We start from the raw sequence: 16,511 nt of genomic DNA on the forward strand, positions 1-16,511 counted from the left end.
AGAAAAACAGCCTCTGCACCGGACTCCTCATTGTTTTAAACCATCTGTTCTTCGATGCGGATAACATCGGTGTGACCATCAAGAAAATCCAGCGCATACGCCAGCTCACCCGGCGCTTCCGCGTGCAGGGTAAATAACGGCGCTCCGGCTTCGACTTCGTCGCCGAGCGTAACGTGTAATTCAATACCGGCGGCCTTGGCATTCGGCGCCCCGGCAAGGGATGCCAGGCGGGCAATAAAGCGGTTATTAAAGTAGGCAACCACACCACTGTGCGGGGCGCGGATACAATGGGTAAATTCCGCCACCGGCGGTTCGCTGAAACCGCCCTGCGCCATACAGATAGCTTCGAATTTTTTCATTGCACTGCCGTCCAGCAGCGTGCGTTGTGCCAGAGCATAGCCCTGACCGGGTGCGGCTTTTTCACCCATTTCCAGCAGAATACCGGCCAGCTGCAGGGATTTTTCCCGCAGGTCCTGCGGTGCATGGCCGTCATTGCGCAGCACCTGCAGGATATCCCGCGCTTCCAGCGCAGGGCCGATACCACGGCCAATAGGCTGATTACCATCAGTAATAACCGTACGTACATCCATACCCAGAGCAGCACCGGTTTTTTCCAGTAATTGCTTCAGCGTCTGAGCCATTGCCTGAGAACGCACCTTGGCGGTCGGGCCAACCGGGATATCGATTAATACCTGACGCGAGCCGGCGGCGACTTTTTTCGAAATGACCGAGGCCACCAGCTGGCCTTCGCTGTCAAGATCCAGCGCACGCTCAACGCGGATCACAATATCGTCGGTCGGACTGAGACTGACTGAACCACCCCAGGCAAGGCAGCCACCTTCCTGTTCCACTACGTTGCGCATGTGTTCAAAAGTCAGGGCAACGCTGGTCATACTCTCCATGGTGTCAGCGGTTCCTGCCGGCGAGGTAATGGCACGACTGGAAGTTTTCGGCATCAGCAGACCATTGGCCGCAACAATGGCGACCACGATTGGCGTCGTGCGGTTGCCCGGCAGACCGCCGACACAATGTTTGTCCATCACTTTGTCGGATGACCAGTCAAAACGCTGGCCACTGCCAACCATTGCGCGGGTAATGGCAATGGTTTCATCAAGGTCAAGGCGGTCGCCGGCGCAGGCGGTGACAAAAGCAGACAACTGAATATCGCTGTAATGGCCGGCTTTGATATCTTCGATAATGGCTTTTGCAGACTCATTGTTGAAGCGCTGGCCGTAGAGCTTACCGCGCACAAAGGACATCGACTCGACCGGGCGGGCATGGTGAAAACGCGCCTTCTCGCCATCGGCCGGGCATCCAAGCCGGTGCCAGGCCGCTTCTGACAGGCCAGCTTCTTCATGGGATAACAGCTCACTGCAGACCAGTACCAGCGTAGCGATAACGTGCTGTTCGCCACAGTGAACCTCGACCCGGCTGTGCGCGTAAAATCCCTCAGAAATTGCCACCTGACAATCCTGACGCATATAAACCACCGGCTCCTGATGGGTATTAATGCCGAGCCGGCGCAGATGCAGAAAATCGAGCTGAGTATCCATAAATCCACCCTGTTTAGCAGTGTCCAGTGTAGGCCCGCCGGCACCCGGCCACCTTGCGGTAAATCAACGATTGCTCTGACAGCGTTTCCTATACTTTGTTATATCTGACAGAATGATTTTTCACTTCACACACGATCAAGGAAGCACCGGGGTATTCATACAGCAACGGGGCAAAAAACAGATAACCTCTGCTGAAGAATGACCTGTGTTTCGCAAGGAATTCCCTATGCAGAGTCCGTTTCAGGTTCAGTTTATCGGCGCTACCGGCACCGTCACCGGGTCAAAATATCTGGTCAAATATGACCGCTACAAACTGCTGATTGATTGCGGTTTATTTCAGGGAATCAAAAATGTACGCCGCCGCAACTGGAGCGAACTGCCTTTTCCTGCCGACCAGATTGATGCCGTCTTACTGACCCATGCTCATATCGACCACTCCGGTTTTTTACCGGCATTAATGAAACGCGGCTTTCATGGCCCGGTTTATTCATCCGAAGCGACCCATGCCTTGTGCAAAGTGCTGCTTCCCGATGCTGGCTTTTTGCAGGAAGAAGACGCGCGTTATGCCAATAAAAAGAAATTTTCAAAGCATGATCCGGCAGAACCACTTTACACCGAAGAAGACGCACGCAAAGTTCTGAAGCAATTTAAAGATGTTCCTCAGGGAGAAACCCTGACTCTGCCCGGTGGTATGACCGCACAGTTTATTCCCGCCGGACATATTCTTGGCGCAACATCGATCAGGCTGGAATTTCAGGGTAAAAGCATTACGTTTACCGGTGATGTTGGCCGCAGTAACGATGCCATTATGTATCCGCCACAGCCTCTGCCCGCAACTGATTATCTGGTGGTTGAGTCAACCTATGGCGACCGCCGCCACGAAGAAATTGATGCCGAAGAAGCCATCGCCGATGTCATTAACCGCACCTATAAACGTGGTGGCATTGTGTTAATGCCGGCTTTTGCCGTTGGTCGTGCGCAGCTAGTTTTACATTACCTGCAGCGCCTGCGTGATCAGCAACGAATTCCATCGTTGCCGGTTTATCTGAACAGCCCGATGGCTATCCGCGCTACCTCAATTTTCTTCAGTCATCACGACCTGCATAAACTGACAGAAGATGACTGCAGCCGAATGGATGATATGACCATCTATGTAAAAACCACCGAAGAATCTATCGCTCTGGTAGAAAAGAAAACACCGGCCATTATTATTTCTGCCAGTGGTATGGCCAGCGGCGGACGCGTTCTGCATCATCTGAAGGCACTGGTATCCGATCCGCGCAACAGCATTTTATTTCTTGGCTATCAGGCCGCCGGAACCCGTGGTGACAGCCTGACCAAAGGTGCTGATCATATTAAAATTCATGGTCAGTACTGTCAGGTTCAGGCTGAAATCGCTAATCTTCAGGCCTTATCCAGCCATGGCGATTATGTGGAAATATCGGACTGGCTGAAGAAAATGCCTGGCAAACCACGCAAAGTCTTTATTACCCACGGTGAGACCTGTGCAGCCGATGCCATGCGCCGGCACTTAAAAGACGAGTTTAACTGGGATGTGGAAGTGCCCGAATATCTGGATATTGCCTTACTGGATTAAAATCAGATACAGCAGCCGGTCAGCCGGCTGCTTTTTGGCACTTTTACACCCATACGAACGATGCCACATCACTGACAGGCCTGTTACTATCGGTATTACATACATCGCCGGTAAATCCGTATGCGTTATCCCGTTTATAAAATCGATGCTTTTATCCGCCAGTCTGTTAACGGCTTCAGTGGTAATCCTGCGGCCATTGTTCCGCTGCGAGAATGGTTAAGCGAAGAACAGATGCAGGCCATCGCCGCAGAAAACAATCTGTCTGAAACTGCTTTTTTCGTGAAAAGCAGTGAGGGGATTTATCATATCCGCTGGTTCACTCCGACAACCGAAGTCGACCTCTGTGGTCACGCAACGCTGGCCGCCGCCTGGGTAATCCGTAATGAACTGCAGGATCTGCGCGAAATTATTCCGTTCTCCACTCAGGAAGCCGGCAACCTGACCGTACGCGCCCTGCGCAGCAATGACCATGAAACGCCGTTATTACAGCTGGATTTTCCGGCGCGCCCGGGTCAGATGATTAACAATCCGCTACTGCAGCAACAGCTGGAGCAGGCTCTGGGCCAGAAGGTGGTCGCCATCTGCAATGCCCGCGATATGCTGGTCGAACTGGAAAATGAACAGGCACTGCATGATTGCCAACCCAATCTGACACTGCTCAGCCAGCTGGATACTTTCGCCGTCATGGTAACCGCCCGCAGTGACAGCGAAAGCTATGACTTTGTCAGCCGCTTTTTTGCCCCGCGTCAGGGCCTCGATGAAGATCCGGTAACCGGTTCATCCTTCTGCACACTGACCCCCTACTGGAGCGACAGACTGAGCAAAACCCGGCTCAGGGGCTGGCAATGCTCGGCCCGTGGCGGCGATGCCATATTGCAGCTGGAACACGACCGGGTACTGATTGCCGGGCGCTGCTTTGCTTATATGAAAGGTGAATTCAGCCTGCCGGGTGACAGCGCCTGAACGATAAAGAACGATTTAATGGCGCTTTTGCAGAGTAATAATCCGGCATATTTTTGTCACGATCCGATCGTGTCATGCTTACACAGAATCGTGACAGGATATTCCGCTGATTTAATCAACAACGCATCTGACGCCGCATAAATCTGTCGCTATAGTAGCTCTTACGCGCTCAGAATCTGTGAGATCCCCTGCATGAACATCCCGTCTTCAACCGCTTTCACTGGCTATAACAGCGGCCCTGTCAGCCCGCAGAAGCCTGCTGGCGTTGCAGCACCAGCCCCGCTGAAAAAGCCGGACATCCCTGCAACCGAAGCAGTTGAAAAGAGCGCCAGAATAAACGACAGGGAAGACAGTCAGCGTTTCCGTGCCCGCGCCGACAGCGATACACGCAGCACCGCTGCTCAAGGCGCCGCGACAGCTGAATATCTGCCCGTGCGCGATGATGACAATGCGGGCACCTCCATCAGCGCACGCAGCCTTGTCAGTGATTCGCAGCGGCCTGAAATACAGGCCTTCCTGAATACCTCAGCAGGCGACGGCACATCCCGCCGCGGACGCTTTATTGATATTCAGGCCTGAAAACTATCTCAGGAAACATCCAGGCCAGGACAGTCTTGCAGTAAGGCGACCACATCTTCTGCATGAAATGCAGAGGCTTCCGACACAACCACACCTGCCGCCAGACCATGAAAATCCTCATGACCATTAAGGCTCTGAATACGTCCATCACAGGCCGGCAGAATCATATCAAGCAACGCCTGATTTTCTGCTGCAAAAGCGCTGTCAGTCACCAGTACGTCGTAGCGCTGGAAAGGCAAACCACGCTCCGCCACCGATGCATCCGTTAATGCCAGCACCACCGCACCAACGGAAGGGTCCATAACCAGCAGTCTGCCGGCAGTAAATACATCCGCTGCCAGCGCTTCAGCATGTTCACCATTAATGGTTATATCCTGACCATCATAAACACCACTGCTATAACCGGCCGCCGCCAGTGCCCTGCCAATATCACGGGCATATTCACCGCTGTTTTTTCCGCCAACCAGTATCAGCGGAATCCGGCCATTCCCCTGCAGCATATGCCGCAGGATTTCTCCGTACAGATGGGCGGCGGTGTAATTACCAATGGTCGGCTGCGCGTTCACTTCACAGATGGCCGCTCCGCTTTCGCGCCAGGACTTGCGGATATCAGGAATTAATAAATCAACGCCGGCGAAATCAAGGCGTAATACCGCGGCAGCCCGTTCCGCTAAACGGCGGTTATCCGGATGAATCTGATCGGTTACAGCAACCGGAACCCCACCCCGGGTGATATTGCTGATACGACGCAGCCGGATAAACTGCCCTGCTGACGGCACCGATTCCGTCGTCATACCTTCCTGAGCCAGCAGCGTCAGGGCTTCGTCATCCAGCTGTAGTATTTTCAGCGGTGAGTAGCTGTTGTCGCTGCGCTCCGGATCACGGTTAAGCTGATCAGTCAGCTGAGTAATAGTACTGACACCATCACCCATTACCCCTCCAGGAACCCGCTCAACACACCAGATGACACGGCCATCCAACACCGTAATACGATAATCCCTGCCGTAAAAATGTTTCTCAATCATCAGATGTTTCGACAAGGATAACGCCGTCTGACAGGCTTCCTTTACCTGCTGCGGCGTTCTCAGATCAGCGGCCACCCCTTCGCCGCGATCCAGATCCACAGGCTTTACCACAACCGGATAACCGATTGTTTCTGCCGCTGCCAATGCCGCCGGGATATTATCAGCAACTTTATGAGCCTGAACAGGCAAGCCATATACACGCAATATCTCAGACGCAACCGGTTTATTGCGTGCCTGCTGACAGGCTATTCCCGGCGTTCGGTCGGTAAGCGAACTGTCGAGTAAACGGCCGCGCGTACCCTGACCATAAAGAATCGCCATTCCCGGCAAACGCTGCAAAGGAATACCTTCAGCAAAGGCTGCTGCCATAAAACTGCGGATATTGCCGGTGGCCGGAGCAAAACGCTGCATTGCCGTACTGATATTTTTAAGTTCACCTGCCATTTGCGCACTTATTTTTCCCTGCAGAACCTCATTAAATATCTGCACTACACACTGGAAAAGGTTAGCCAATAACGCAAAGGCACCACGGTGCACAGGAATAAACAAGCGTACTTCACCGGAAGGTAATGCCTGATGAATACCGGATTCACATAAAGGAAACCCCTGAGCCTGCTGGAACTGATACAGAATATTCAGAAATACATCCAGACTCTGTTCGGCATTGTTCTGTCTTTGCTGAATATCCGGAGAAATACCCACTGACTCACGCAACCAGTGACAGACTCGGTTCAGCTGCTGTGGGTTAAGCGCTGTTATCCGCATGCTGACACGCATGGTCATATGACGACTGCCAAAGGCATAGCCTGTCATCAGAGACAGGGGCGAGGTAATTTCCCAGCTTGATACTCTATTCATTATTATTTCCGGATAAAAATCTCTGACCTGCTTATTACACAGCCTAAGTGGAGAACAATGCTGTTAAATATACTAAAACCGTTCGGCGGGCATCACTGCCAAAGGTTCTGCCCAGAACTGAACTGAACAGCAGAAAGTTTCAGGCAAAAAAAAGCGCAGCCAGGCTGCGCTTTTTCAATGATGCCGGATCAGCGCACCATTACTTCACTGACACCGCCACGGGTAACAACGGGCTCCGCTGCACAACCTGAGTAGCTGATGGTAACGTCGCCGCTGTTGATGCTCAGACCACCACTTCCGAAGCCAGAGTAATCATCGCACAGCGCTGGCACTGAACCAGCATGGCTAACACCGACAGAACCGTATTCAGGCAGATAGATGGTTGCGTTGATGCTGCCGCTATAGATACCCCCTTCGATCTTATAGTTCAGGCCACCGGCATTGATCACCGTAGAGTCGGTACAATCGATATCGCTCAGATCTTCAGGGTCCACTTCACAGGTTTCATTGTAAGTGTACTTACCGGCAACACCGCTACCAGATACCTGAACAACCGCATAGGTCTCATCAATAAAGGTGTCAGGGTTGTATTCGTAACGGTATGAGTCTTCACCTATAGCAACCTTGGTTCTGTCAGCGTGATAACGGCTGCTCGATGCCGTTTCAACGGTGAATTTTTCGCCATCAACCAGCACACTCAGCTTGCCAGAAACCTTGCCCTGCCCATCAGCGGTGCGGGTTTGAGCAGCATAATCTTCTTTTTCGGAGTTGCTGAAGCCACCGGAAGACTTACCATTGATAACAATTTCGGTGACATCATCATCCATATAGGTACAGTAATCGCGGAATACGGCGCTCATTTCAACGCTGAAGTCTTCACCTGATACACCAGAGCTTTCAGAGCGAAAATCTTCGGAGTATGTTGACTTTTCAGTTTCGGTGAACTCCGATTCAACAGTACCGCCACATTCACCGTCCAGAACTACACGTTCAGTGCTAGACCATTCCTCACCACCAGATGCTTCTCCAGTAGGAGCAGGAGCAGCCAACGCAGCAGCCTGAATATCCGCGACCGCTTTAGAAACGCTCATAGGTCCCATTGGACCAGCACCAAATTGCTGCAAATCATTACCCGCCAGCATAGCCAGCACAACATTATGGGTTTCTTCTGCAATGGCTTCGTAATTGTTGTCGGTGATGCTAGCCGGAGTCTCAACACCGTTGTAAGCCAGTGGCTTAAGAGACAGACCATCGGAAGAAGAAGAGTCGCCACCACAGGCGGCCAGTACCAGAGAAGCACCCGCAACGGCCAGCCAGGACGATTTTTGTTTCCAGTTATTCATATTATCTCCATTAGAATCATTTAACGTGCAGCATCTGATGCCGCCAGATACAGAATCCTTTCGTACCAGTACAACTTCACCCGGCAACGACGATCATCATACTTAAAAACAAAAAGCAAGAATCATAATCGTAACTTAAGAATGCTTTTTGAAACGGTGTGTATTATAACATTTACGTTTGTACAAAAGTAAACCAAGAGCAGAGGTTTTTGGCGCATTTTAGCTGTGCAGACACAAAAAAACCGCCGCGGCTTGCACCGGGGCGGTTTTTTTTAACTCAGAAAGAATTAAGCAGGCTGCTCAATACCTTTCATGGTCAGCTTGATACGACCTTTAGGATCGACATCGGCAACGTGTACGTTAACGATCTGACCTTCGGTCAGGAAGTCAGACACGTTTTCTACGCGGTCTTCGCTGATCTGGGAGATATGCAGCAGACCATCTTTACCAGGCAGAACGGTAATGAAGGCACCGAAATCAACGATCTTGCTGACTTTACCGGTGTAGGTGGTACCTACTTCGATTTCAGCCGTGATGGCTTCAATCATCTGACGGGCAGCATCAGACGCTTCTTTGCCAGCAGCGAAGATCTTGATTTCGCCGTTGTCGTTGATGTCGATAGACGCACCGGTCTTCTCGGTGATATCACGGATGGTCGCGCCACCTTTACCAATCACGTCACGGATCTTGTCAGACGGGATCTTCATGGTCGACATGGTCGGAGCATTTTCCGCCAGTTCTTTGCGTGGCTCAGCAATCACGGTGTTCATCTGCTCAAGGATGGTAAAGCGCGCAGCTTTGGCCTTTTCCAGAGCGATCTCCATGATTTCTTCGGTGATACCTTCGATCTTGATATCCATCTGCAGAGCAGTGATACCTTCGTCAGTACCGGCCACTTTAAAGTCCATATCGCCGAGGTGATCTTCGTCACCCAGGATATCGGTCAGAACGGCAAACTTGTCGCCTTCTTTGATCAGACCCATAGCGATACCGGCAACAGGCGCCTTGATCGGTACACCGGCGTCCATCAGAGACAGGGAAGCACCACACACAGAAGCCATGGAAGAAGAACCATTGGATTCAGTAATTTCCGATACCACACGAATGGTGTACGGGAATTCATCATGGCTAGGCATCATCGCCTGGATACCACGACGGGCTAAACGGCCATGACCGATTTCGCGACGGCCAGGCGCGCCCAGACGGCCAGCTTCACCCACAGAGTATGGAGGGAAGTTGTACTGGAACAGGAACGGATCGTCTTTCGCACCGTGCAGGAAGTCGATCATCTGTGCATCACGGGTTGAACCCAGAGTGGTAACAACGATGGCCTGAGTTTCACCACGGGTGAAGATGGCTGAACCGTGGGTGGTTTTCAGTACACCGGTTTCGATGGTCAGTGGGCGTACGGTGTCGTTATCACGACCGTCGATACGTGGCTGGCCATCGATCACGCGGTTACGTACGACTTCGTACTTCAGCTCGCCAACCATTTCGGCGATTTCGTCAGCGGAGAAACCTTCTTCGCCTTCGCCAGCAGCCAGTTTTTCAACGGCGGCTTTTTTCACTTCGTCCAGACGGGCGTAGCGGGCCATTTTATCGGAGATGGTGTAAGCCTCACCGATACCAGCGGCCGCTTCGGCTTTAACCGCTTCGTACAGCGCGGTGTTTTTGGCTTCGGCAGTCCAGTCCCACTTCTGTACACCCAGCTCTTCAACCCACTCGTTGATGGCGGTGATCGCAGACTGGAAACCGGTGTGAGCGAACAATACCGCACCCAGCATTTCGTCTTCGGTCAGTTCCTGAGCTTCGGATTCAACCATCAGCACAGCGTCTTTGGTACCGGCTACAACCATGTCCAGCAGGGAATCCTGCATCTGGGTCTGGGTTGGGTTCAGCATGTAGCCGTCTTCTTCAGTGAAGCCAACGCGGGCACCACCGATAGGACCATTGAACGGCACACCGGATACTGCCAGAGCAGCAGAGGTGGCGATCATGGCGCAGATATCCGGGTCCACTTCTTTTTCAGAAGACATAACGGTCAGGATAACCTGAACTTCGTTCATGAAACCTTCCGGGAACAGCGGACGGATAGGACGGTCGATCAGACGGGAAGTCAGGGTTTCTTTTTCTGAAGGGCGGCTTTCGCGCTTCAGGAAGCCACCAGGAATACGGCCAGCGGCGTACATTTTTTCCTGGTAGTGAACAGACAGCGGGAAGAAATCCTGGCCTGGTTTAGTGCTTTTGGCAGCAACAACAGTGGCCAGCACCTGGGTTTTACCCAGAGTTGCCAGTACTGCGCCATCGGCCTGACGGGCTACACGGCCGGTTTCCAGGGTGATGGTGTCGTTACCGAATTGAAAGGTTTTGGTCTTAGCAACAGGTTTTGTGCTCATGTATTCGTATTTCCTTAAATTTACCGATAAACCTGCTGACTGCCGGTACTTCTAAATATTAACTCTGCTCTGACAGACGCTGTCTTGCCGGAGCAGAACGATGCGTGCGCAAAGCCAATATTTAGAAGCACCACCACATTCCTGTGAATAGTGGGGTTGGCACCACAGCTTGGCAGGTAGTTGTTATTCCGCAGAAGCAGAACAGGATAGCCTGACTGGCCAGATACAACAAAAGCCCCGTAGGGCTTTTGCTGCAAGCTTGAGATCTTAGCGACGCAGACCCAGACGACCGATCAGTGCGGTGTAACGGGCAGCATCTTTACGCTTCAGGTAGTCCAGCAGCTTACGACGCTGGTTAACCATGCGGATCAGACCACGACGTGAGTGGTGATCTTTACCGTGTTCTTTGAAGTGGCTCTGCAGACCAACGATGTTGTGGGTCAGCAGTGCAACCTGAACTTCAGGAGAACCGGTATCGCCTTCAGCAGTTTGATACTCTTTTACAATCTCAGCTTTAGTAGCAGCAGTTAATGCCATCTTTACTTACTCCATGAATGTGCGCGGACATCTGTAGAAGTCCGGGATTATATGATCATCGTCACCGTGCACATTAACAGTGAGATGCGTGCCGCCTGATGGCGACGGTTAAAGCAAAACTTCCGGTTAAGGCAGTGTTACCTGCAGCAAACGCTGTGGTTTTACCTTGCCTTCTTCAATGCGGCCAATGCCAAGCAATTGCCGGACGCCTGATTCAACGGCCCACAATTGTACAGAAGGACTGGCGGGCAGGCCAGTACTGACTGGCTGTCCATGCAGGATTTTATCCGCTTCCGCCAGTGTCAGAGCCACTTCCGGCCAGTCGGGCAAAGCGGTTTCGGTCGGCAGCAGTAACGCATCCAGTGCGTCATGTCCCTGTTCAGCCGCTTCCTGCACCTGCTCCAGCGTGACCATCTGCCCTGCATGGTAAGGCCCGCAGAGAGTGCGGTGCAGCTTACTGACATAAGCGCCGCAACCAATCGCCTGACCGATATCTTCCACCAGTGTGCGGATATAGGTGCCTTTTGAGCAACGCACCGACAGATCCAGCTCGGTGGCACGCTGTTCGCGCAGCAGCAGTTCATAGATGGTGATGATGCGGCGCTTTTTCTCAGCGACCGCACGGATATCTTCTTCACTCATACCCTGACGCGCCAGCTCATACAGCGGCTTGCCATCGAGCTTCAGCGCTGAAAACATCGGCGGCACCTGCTCGACAGCGCCACGGAAACGATCGAGCACCGCTTCCACTTCGGCGTTAGTCAGCGGCGGCACTTCGGCGGTCGCAATCACCTCGCCTTCGCCGTCACCGCTGGAGCGGATTTCGCCCAGCAGCGCGGTGGTGTCGTAGCCTTTGTCAGACTCCAGCAACAGCTGTGAAAACTTGGTCGCCTCGCCCAGGCAGATCGGCAGTACGCCGGTGGCCAGCGGGTCCAAAGCACCGGTATGCCCGGCTTTCTGGGCGCCGAACAGGAATTTCACCCGTTGCAGCACCTGATTGGAAGACAGTCCCAGCGGCTTATTGACCACCAGAATGCCGCTGACCGCACGGCCTTTTTTTCCACGCGCCATGTATCAGCCCTGATTGTCAGATGAGTCGGCATCATCCTGATGATGGGCTTTATCTTCTTCCAGCGCTTTCCTGATCAGGCCGGTCAGGTGGTGACCACGATCCATGCTCTCATCGTAATGAAAACGCAGGTGCGGCGTAATGCGGGTGCGCATAATACGCGCCAGTTCGTTACGCAGGTAACCGGCGGCATCGTTCAGAATGGCTGAAGTCTGTTTGCGGATTTCGGCATCAGTCTCGCCTTTGGCGCCCATCACAGTGAAGTAGATGTCGGCATAGCCCAGGTCTTTGGCAACTTTTACGTAGTTCAGTGTGACCATACCCAGACGCGGGTCTTTCATCTCAAACTGAATCATATGAGCCAGATCGCGCTGAATCTGTTCACCCAGGCGCGAGGTACGGCTGTAATCTTTTGGCATATTTAAATCCTCTGTTACCCAGCGGCAGGCATGTGTACAGCTCTGGCGCTGGTCTGTCAGAGACAGCAAAGCCCGACACGGAGCCGGGCTTTGCTGTCGGGGCCCGAAGGCCCGTTACAGGTGCTGGTGCAGATCAGAGTGTACGGGCAATTTCACGTACATCGAACACTTCGATCTGGTCGCCCGGACGGACGTCCTGATAGTTCTTCACACCGATACCACATTCCATACCCTGACGTACTTCGGCAACGTCATCTTTGAAGCGGCGCAGGGATTCCAGCTCGCCTTCATAGACCACAACGTTGTCGCGCAGTACGCGGATCTTCTTGTGACGGTAAACAACACCATCAATCACCATACAGCCGGCAATCTGGCCGAATTTCGGTGAGTTGAAGACATCACGGACTTCAGCAATACCGGTGATTTCTTCACGCAGTTCCGGCGCCAGCAGACCAGCCATAGCCTGTTTAACGTCGTCCAGCAGATCGTAAATCACGCTGTAGTAGCGCATATCCACGCCGTTATTCTCGACCACTTTCTTCGCTGCGTTATCCGCACGAACGTTGAAGCCGAACATAACCGCACCAGAAGCAACCGCCAGGGTCGCGTCGGTTTCGGTGATACCACCAACACCGGAAGATACGACGTTTACGCGTACTTCGTCGGTCGCCAGTTTCTGCAGGGAGGCCACAATGGCTTCCAGCGAACCACGTACGTCGGTTTTAACAACCACGTTGAGGTTAGCAACCTGACCTTCACCCATACCACTGAACAGGGCATCAAGCTTGGCTGCCTGCTGACGCTGCTGTACCAGTTCTTTCATTTTGTTTTCACGGAATTCAGCCACTTCACGGGCTTTCTTCTCGCTTTCAACAACCATGAAGTTATCACCGGCTTCCGGAGTACCGTTCAGGCCGAGAATCTCAACCGGAATGGATGGGCCTGCACCATTAACCTGCTGACCATTTTCGTCCAGCAGTGCACGGGCGCGACCGTAACAGGTACCCGCCAGAACAATGTCGCCTTTTTTCAGCGTACCGTTCTGCACCAGCAGAGTGGCAACCGGACCACGTCCTTTATCCAGACGGGATTCAACCACAACACCCTGACCAGGACCGGTAAAGTGCGCTTTAAGCTCCAGAATTTCGGCCTGCAGCAGAACCGCTTCAAGCAGATCATCAATACCCTGACCGGTGTGCGCAGATACCGGGATAAACGGAACGGTACCGCCCCAGTCTTCCGGCAATACGTCACGGGCGGACAGTTCGCTCTTCACACGCTCAGGGTCGGCGGACTCTTTATCCATTTTGTTGATGGCAACAACGATTGGCACGCCCGCCGCTTTCGCATGCTGAACGGCTTCTTCGGTTTGCGGCATCACACCATCGTCCGCAGCCACCACCAGGATGACAACGTCGGTGGACTGAGCACCACGGGCACGCATCGAAGTAAACGCGGCGTGTCCCGGGGTATCCAGGAAGGACACCATGCCGTGATCGGTTTCTACGTGGTAAGCACCAATGTGCTGAGTAATACCACCGGCCTCACCGGATACCACCCGGGTACGACGGATATAGTCGAGCAGCGAGGTTTTACCATGGTCAACGTGACCCATTACGGTAACTACCGGTGCACGTGGCTGCTCATCACCATCGTAAGAAACGGATTCGGTAACGGCCACTTCCAGTGCGTTATCAGCAATCAGCTTGGTCACTTTGTGACCCATTTCTTCAACCACCAGAGTGGCTGTGTCCTGATCCAGAATCTGGTTAATGGTCGCCATAACGCCCATTTTCATCAGAGTCTTGATCACTTCACCGGCTTTAACCGCCATCTTCGCTGCCAGATCAGCAACGGTAATGGCTTCCGGCAGTTCTACTTCGTGAACTACTGGTGCGGTCGGACGGGTAAACGCGTGCTCATTGGCAGACTGCTGACGGCCACGGCCACCTTTCATCTTGCCCTTGCCGCCACGACGTGAACGGTTGCGATCATCCTCACCACCATCGGTGAAGCGGCTGTTTTCACGCAGATCAACACGTTTTTTGTCGACGGTTTTATTCGACTTTTTACGGTTTTCTTCCTGACGAGCCTGAGCAGCTTCAGCTTCAGCACGTTTCTGTGCTGCGTCTTCTTCGACGGTAGCAGGCTTGGCTTTAGCAGCAGGCTTGGCATTAGCGGCTGGCTTTTCAGCAGCTTCTGCGGCCGGCGCTTCGGCTGCGGCAGGTGCCTCAGCAACAACGGCTGCCGGAGCCTCTTCTGCAGCCGGAGCTGCTACAGCTTCAGCAGCCTGAGCGGCGGCTTCAGCACGCGCTGCTTCTTCTTTGGCTTTTTCAGCTTCCAGATCCAGCTCTTCGCGTTTTACATACGTGCGTTTTTTACGAACTTCAATGGCGACGGCTTTCTTGCCACCCTGACCCGTTTTCAGGGTCGTGGTGACTTTACGCTTCAGCGTAATTTTGTTCGGCGTTGCCGCTGCTTCACCATGGCTTTTCTTCAGAAAAAGCAGCAAAGTTTGTTTCTGATCATCAGAAACAGACTGACTGGCTGCGGTTTGTGGCAACCCCGCTTCTTTCATTTGGGACAATAAGCGTTCAACGCTTGTCCCTACCACGTCGGCGAGTTCTTTAACTGTTACATCTGCCATACGTTTCTCCTATGCCGAGCAGTGGTTAGTCGTTGCCCTCAAACCAGGGCTTGCGTGCGGTCATAATCAATTCCGCCGCTTTTTCTTCAGTCATCTGTTCAATGTCCAACAGGTCATCGATGGATTGCTCGGCCAGATCTTCCATCGTACAAATGCCTTTACTTGCCAGAACCAGTGCCAGGTGCTTCTCCATTCCTTCCATGTTCAGCAGATCATCTGCCGGCTGGGAATTTTCCAGTTTTTCTTCGGAAGCAATGGCCTGAGTCAGCAGTACGTCTTTAGCGCGGTTGCGCAGTTCGGTAACCACGTCTTCATCCAGACCGTCGATGCTCAGCATCTCTTCCATTGGCACGTAAGCCACTTCTTCCAGCGTGGTGAAACCTTCTTCAACCAGCAGGGTGGCGAAGTCTTCGTCCAGATCGAGGGATTTCATAAATCCTTCGATAAAGCCGGAGGCTTCTTCATTCTGTTTCTCGGATGCTTCTTCTTCAGTCATCACGTTGATTTCCCAGCCGGTAAGCTCGGAAGCCAGACGTACGTTCTGACCGCCACGACCAATGGCCTGGGCCAGATTGTCGGAAGCAACAGCAACATCCATAGTGTTGGTTTCTTCATCCATAATGATCGACGCTACATCGGCCGGAGCCATGGCGTTAATCACCAGCTGTGCCGGATTGTCATCCCACAGCACGATGTCGATACGCTCGTTTCCACCCAGTTCGTTGGTCACTGCCTGAACACGCGCACCGCGCATACCCACACAGGCACCAACCGGGTCGATACGTTTGTCGTTGGTTTTTACCGCAATTTTTGCACGGGAACCCGGATCACGGGCCGCACCTTTAATTTCGATAACTTCTTCGGCAATTTCCGGTACTTCAATGCGGAACAGTTCGATCAGCATTTCCGGAATGGTGCGGCTCAGCATCAGCTGCGGACCACGGTTTTCCGGACGTACGGCATGCAGAATGGCACGCACACGATCACCCATACGCATAATTTCGCGACCAATCAGCTGATCTTTCGGCAGCAGACCTTCAGCGTTATTACCCAGATCGACGATAACGTTATCGCGTGTCACTTTTTTAACAGTACCGTTAATCAGTTCACCAACACGGTGCTGGTACTGATCAACAATCTGCGCACGTTCTGCTTCGCGGACTTTCTGTACGATAATCTGCTTCGCAGCCTGAGCGGCGATACGGCCGAAGTCAGGGTTGTCGATTTCGATTTCGTAAGTGTCGCCAGGTTGCAGATTGGTATCGATTTCGTGTGCTTCCTGCAGGGTCAGCTCATCGCCCAGCCCCGGAACCACATCATTGCTGACCACCAACCAACTGCGGAAGGTCTGGTAATCACCGGTTTTACGGTCAATATCCACACGGATAGTGGCTTCTTCATCTTCGTAGCGCTTCTTGGCGGCCGCTGCCAGGGCTGACTCAATTGCTTCAAAAATAATTTCTTTTGAAACGCCCTTTTCGTTGGATACCGCTTCCGCGACCAGGAGAATTTCTTTGCTCATCTT

General features: G+C 52.8%; 12 protein-coding genes. 3 read left to right on the top strand and 9 right to left on the bottom strand.

The features are described 5' to 3' along the window. Positions 1–35: 35 nt before the first annotated feature. Positions 36–1,553, bottom strand: coding sequence for a thymidine phosphorylase family protein (locus HUF19_RS13560; protein WP_260997116.1), 1,518 nt, complete (start codon positions 1,551–1,553; stop codon positions 36–38). A 226-nt stretch (positions 1,554–1,779) separates the two neighbouring features. Here HUF19_RS13560 and HUF19_RS13565 point away from each other — a divergent pair, with 226 nt between their 5' ends. The 3 genes from HUF19_RS13565 (at position 1,780) to HUF19_RS13575 (ending at position 4,692) form a co-directional block, all read left to right on the top strand. After that, the gene (locus HUF19_RS13565; protein ID WP_260997117.1) at positions 1,780–3,150 is read left to right on the top strand and encodes an MBL fold metallo-hydrolase; all 1,371 of its coding nucleotides are present in this window, start codon (positions 1,780–1,782) and stop codon (positions 3,148–3,150) included. Between the two features lie 120 nt (positions 3,151–3,270). Continuing rightward, the gene (locus HUF19_RS13570; RefSeq protein ID WP_260997118.1) at positions 3,271–4,113 is read left to right on the top strand and encodes a PhzF family phenazine biosynthesis protein; all 843 of its coding nucleotides are present in this window, start codon (positions 3,271–3,273) and stop codon (positions 4,111–4,113) included. Between the two features lie 192 nt (positions 4,114–4,305). Continuing rightward, positions 4,306–4,692 (top strand): hypothetical protein, encoded by a 387-nt coding sequence (locus HUF19_RS13575; protein WP_260997119.1) that lies wholly within the window; start codon positions 4,306–4,308, stop codon positions 4,690–4,692. 8 nt (positions 4,693–4,700) lie between these two features. On the opposite strand, the gene HUF19_RS13580 is transcribed toward HUF19_RS13575, so the two are convergent. From HUF19_RS13580 to nusA, 8 genes are all read right to left on the bottom strand, one after another. Continuing rightward, positions 4,701–6,575, bottom strand: coding sequence for an acetate--CoA ligase family protein (locus HUF19_RS13580; protein ID WP_260997120.1), 1,875 nt, complete (start codon positions 6,573–6,575; stop codon positions 4,701–4,703). A 188-nt stretch (positions 6,576–6,763) separates the two neighbouring features. Further along, positions 6,764–7,918, bottom strand: coding sequence for a hypothetical protein (locus HUF19_RS13585; RefSeq protein ID WP_260997121.1), 1,155 nt, complete (start codon positions 7,916–7,918; stop codon positions 6,764–6,766). Between the two features lie 287 nt (positions 7,919–8,205). Then, a complete protein-coding gene (gene pnp, locus HUF19_RS13590; RefSeq protein WP_260997122.1) occupies positions 8,206–10,314 on the bottom strand; it encodes a polyribonucleotide nucleotidyltransferase in 2,109 nt (702 codons plus the stop codon). 267 nt (positions 10,315–10,581) lie between these two features. Further along, positions 10,582–10,851 carry a 30S ribosomal protein S15 gene (rpsO, locus tag HUF19_RS13595; RefSeq protein WP_145466093.1) on the bottom strand — a complete coding sequence of 90 codons (270 nt, stop codon included), beginning with the start codon at positions 10,849–10,851 and terminating at the stop codon, positions 10,582–10,584. 126 nt (positions 10,852–10,977) lie between these two features. Next, the gene (gene truB / locus HUF19_RS13600; protein ID WP_260997123.1) at positions 10,978–11,922 is read right to left on the bottom strand and encodes a tRNA pseudouridine(55) synthase TruB; all 945 of its coding nucleotides are present in this window, start codon (positions 11,920–11,922) and stop codon (positions 10,978–10,980) included. Positions 11,923–11,925: 3 nt separating this feature from the next. Continuing rightward, positions 11,926–12,339, bottom strand: coding sequence for a 30S ribosome-binding factor RbfA (gene rbfA, locus HUF19_RS13605; RefSeq protein WP_260997124.1), 414 nt, complete (start codon positions 12,337–12,339; stop codon positions 11,926–11,928). A 133-nt stretch (positions 12,340–12,472) separates the two neighbouring features. Continuing rightward, positions 12,473–14,986 carry a translation initiation factor IF-2 gene (gene infB / locus HUF19_RS13610; protein WP_260997125.1) on the bottom strand — a complete coding sequence of 838 codons (2,514 nt, stop codon included), beginning with the start codon at positions 14,984–14,986 and terminating at the stop codon, positions 12,473–12,475. Positions 14,987–15,011: 25 nt separating this feature from the next. Then, a complete protein-coding gene (nusA, locus tag HUF19_RS13615; RefSeq protein ID WP_260997126.1) occupies positions 15,012–16,508 on the bottom strand; it encodes a transcription termination factor NusA in 1,497 nt (498 codons plus the stop codon). Between the last annotated feature and the right edge of the window lie 3 nt (positions 16,509–16,511).

The organism is Thalassolituus hydrocarboniclasticus, assembly GCF_025345565.1.
GTDB classification, from domain to species: Bacteria; Pseudomonadota; Gammaproteobacteria; order Pseudomonadales; family Oceanobacteraceae; genus Venatoribacter; species Venatoribacter hydrocarboniclasticus.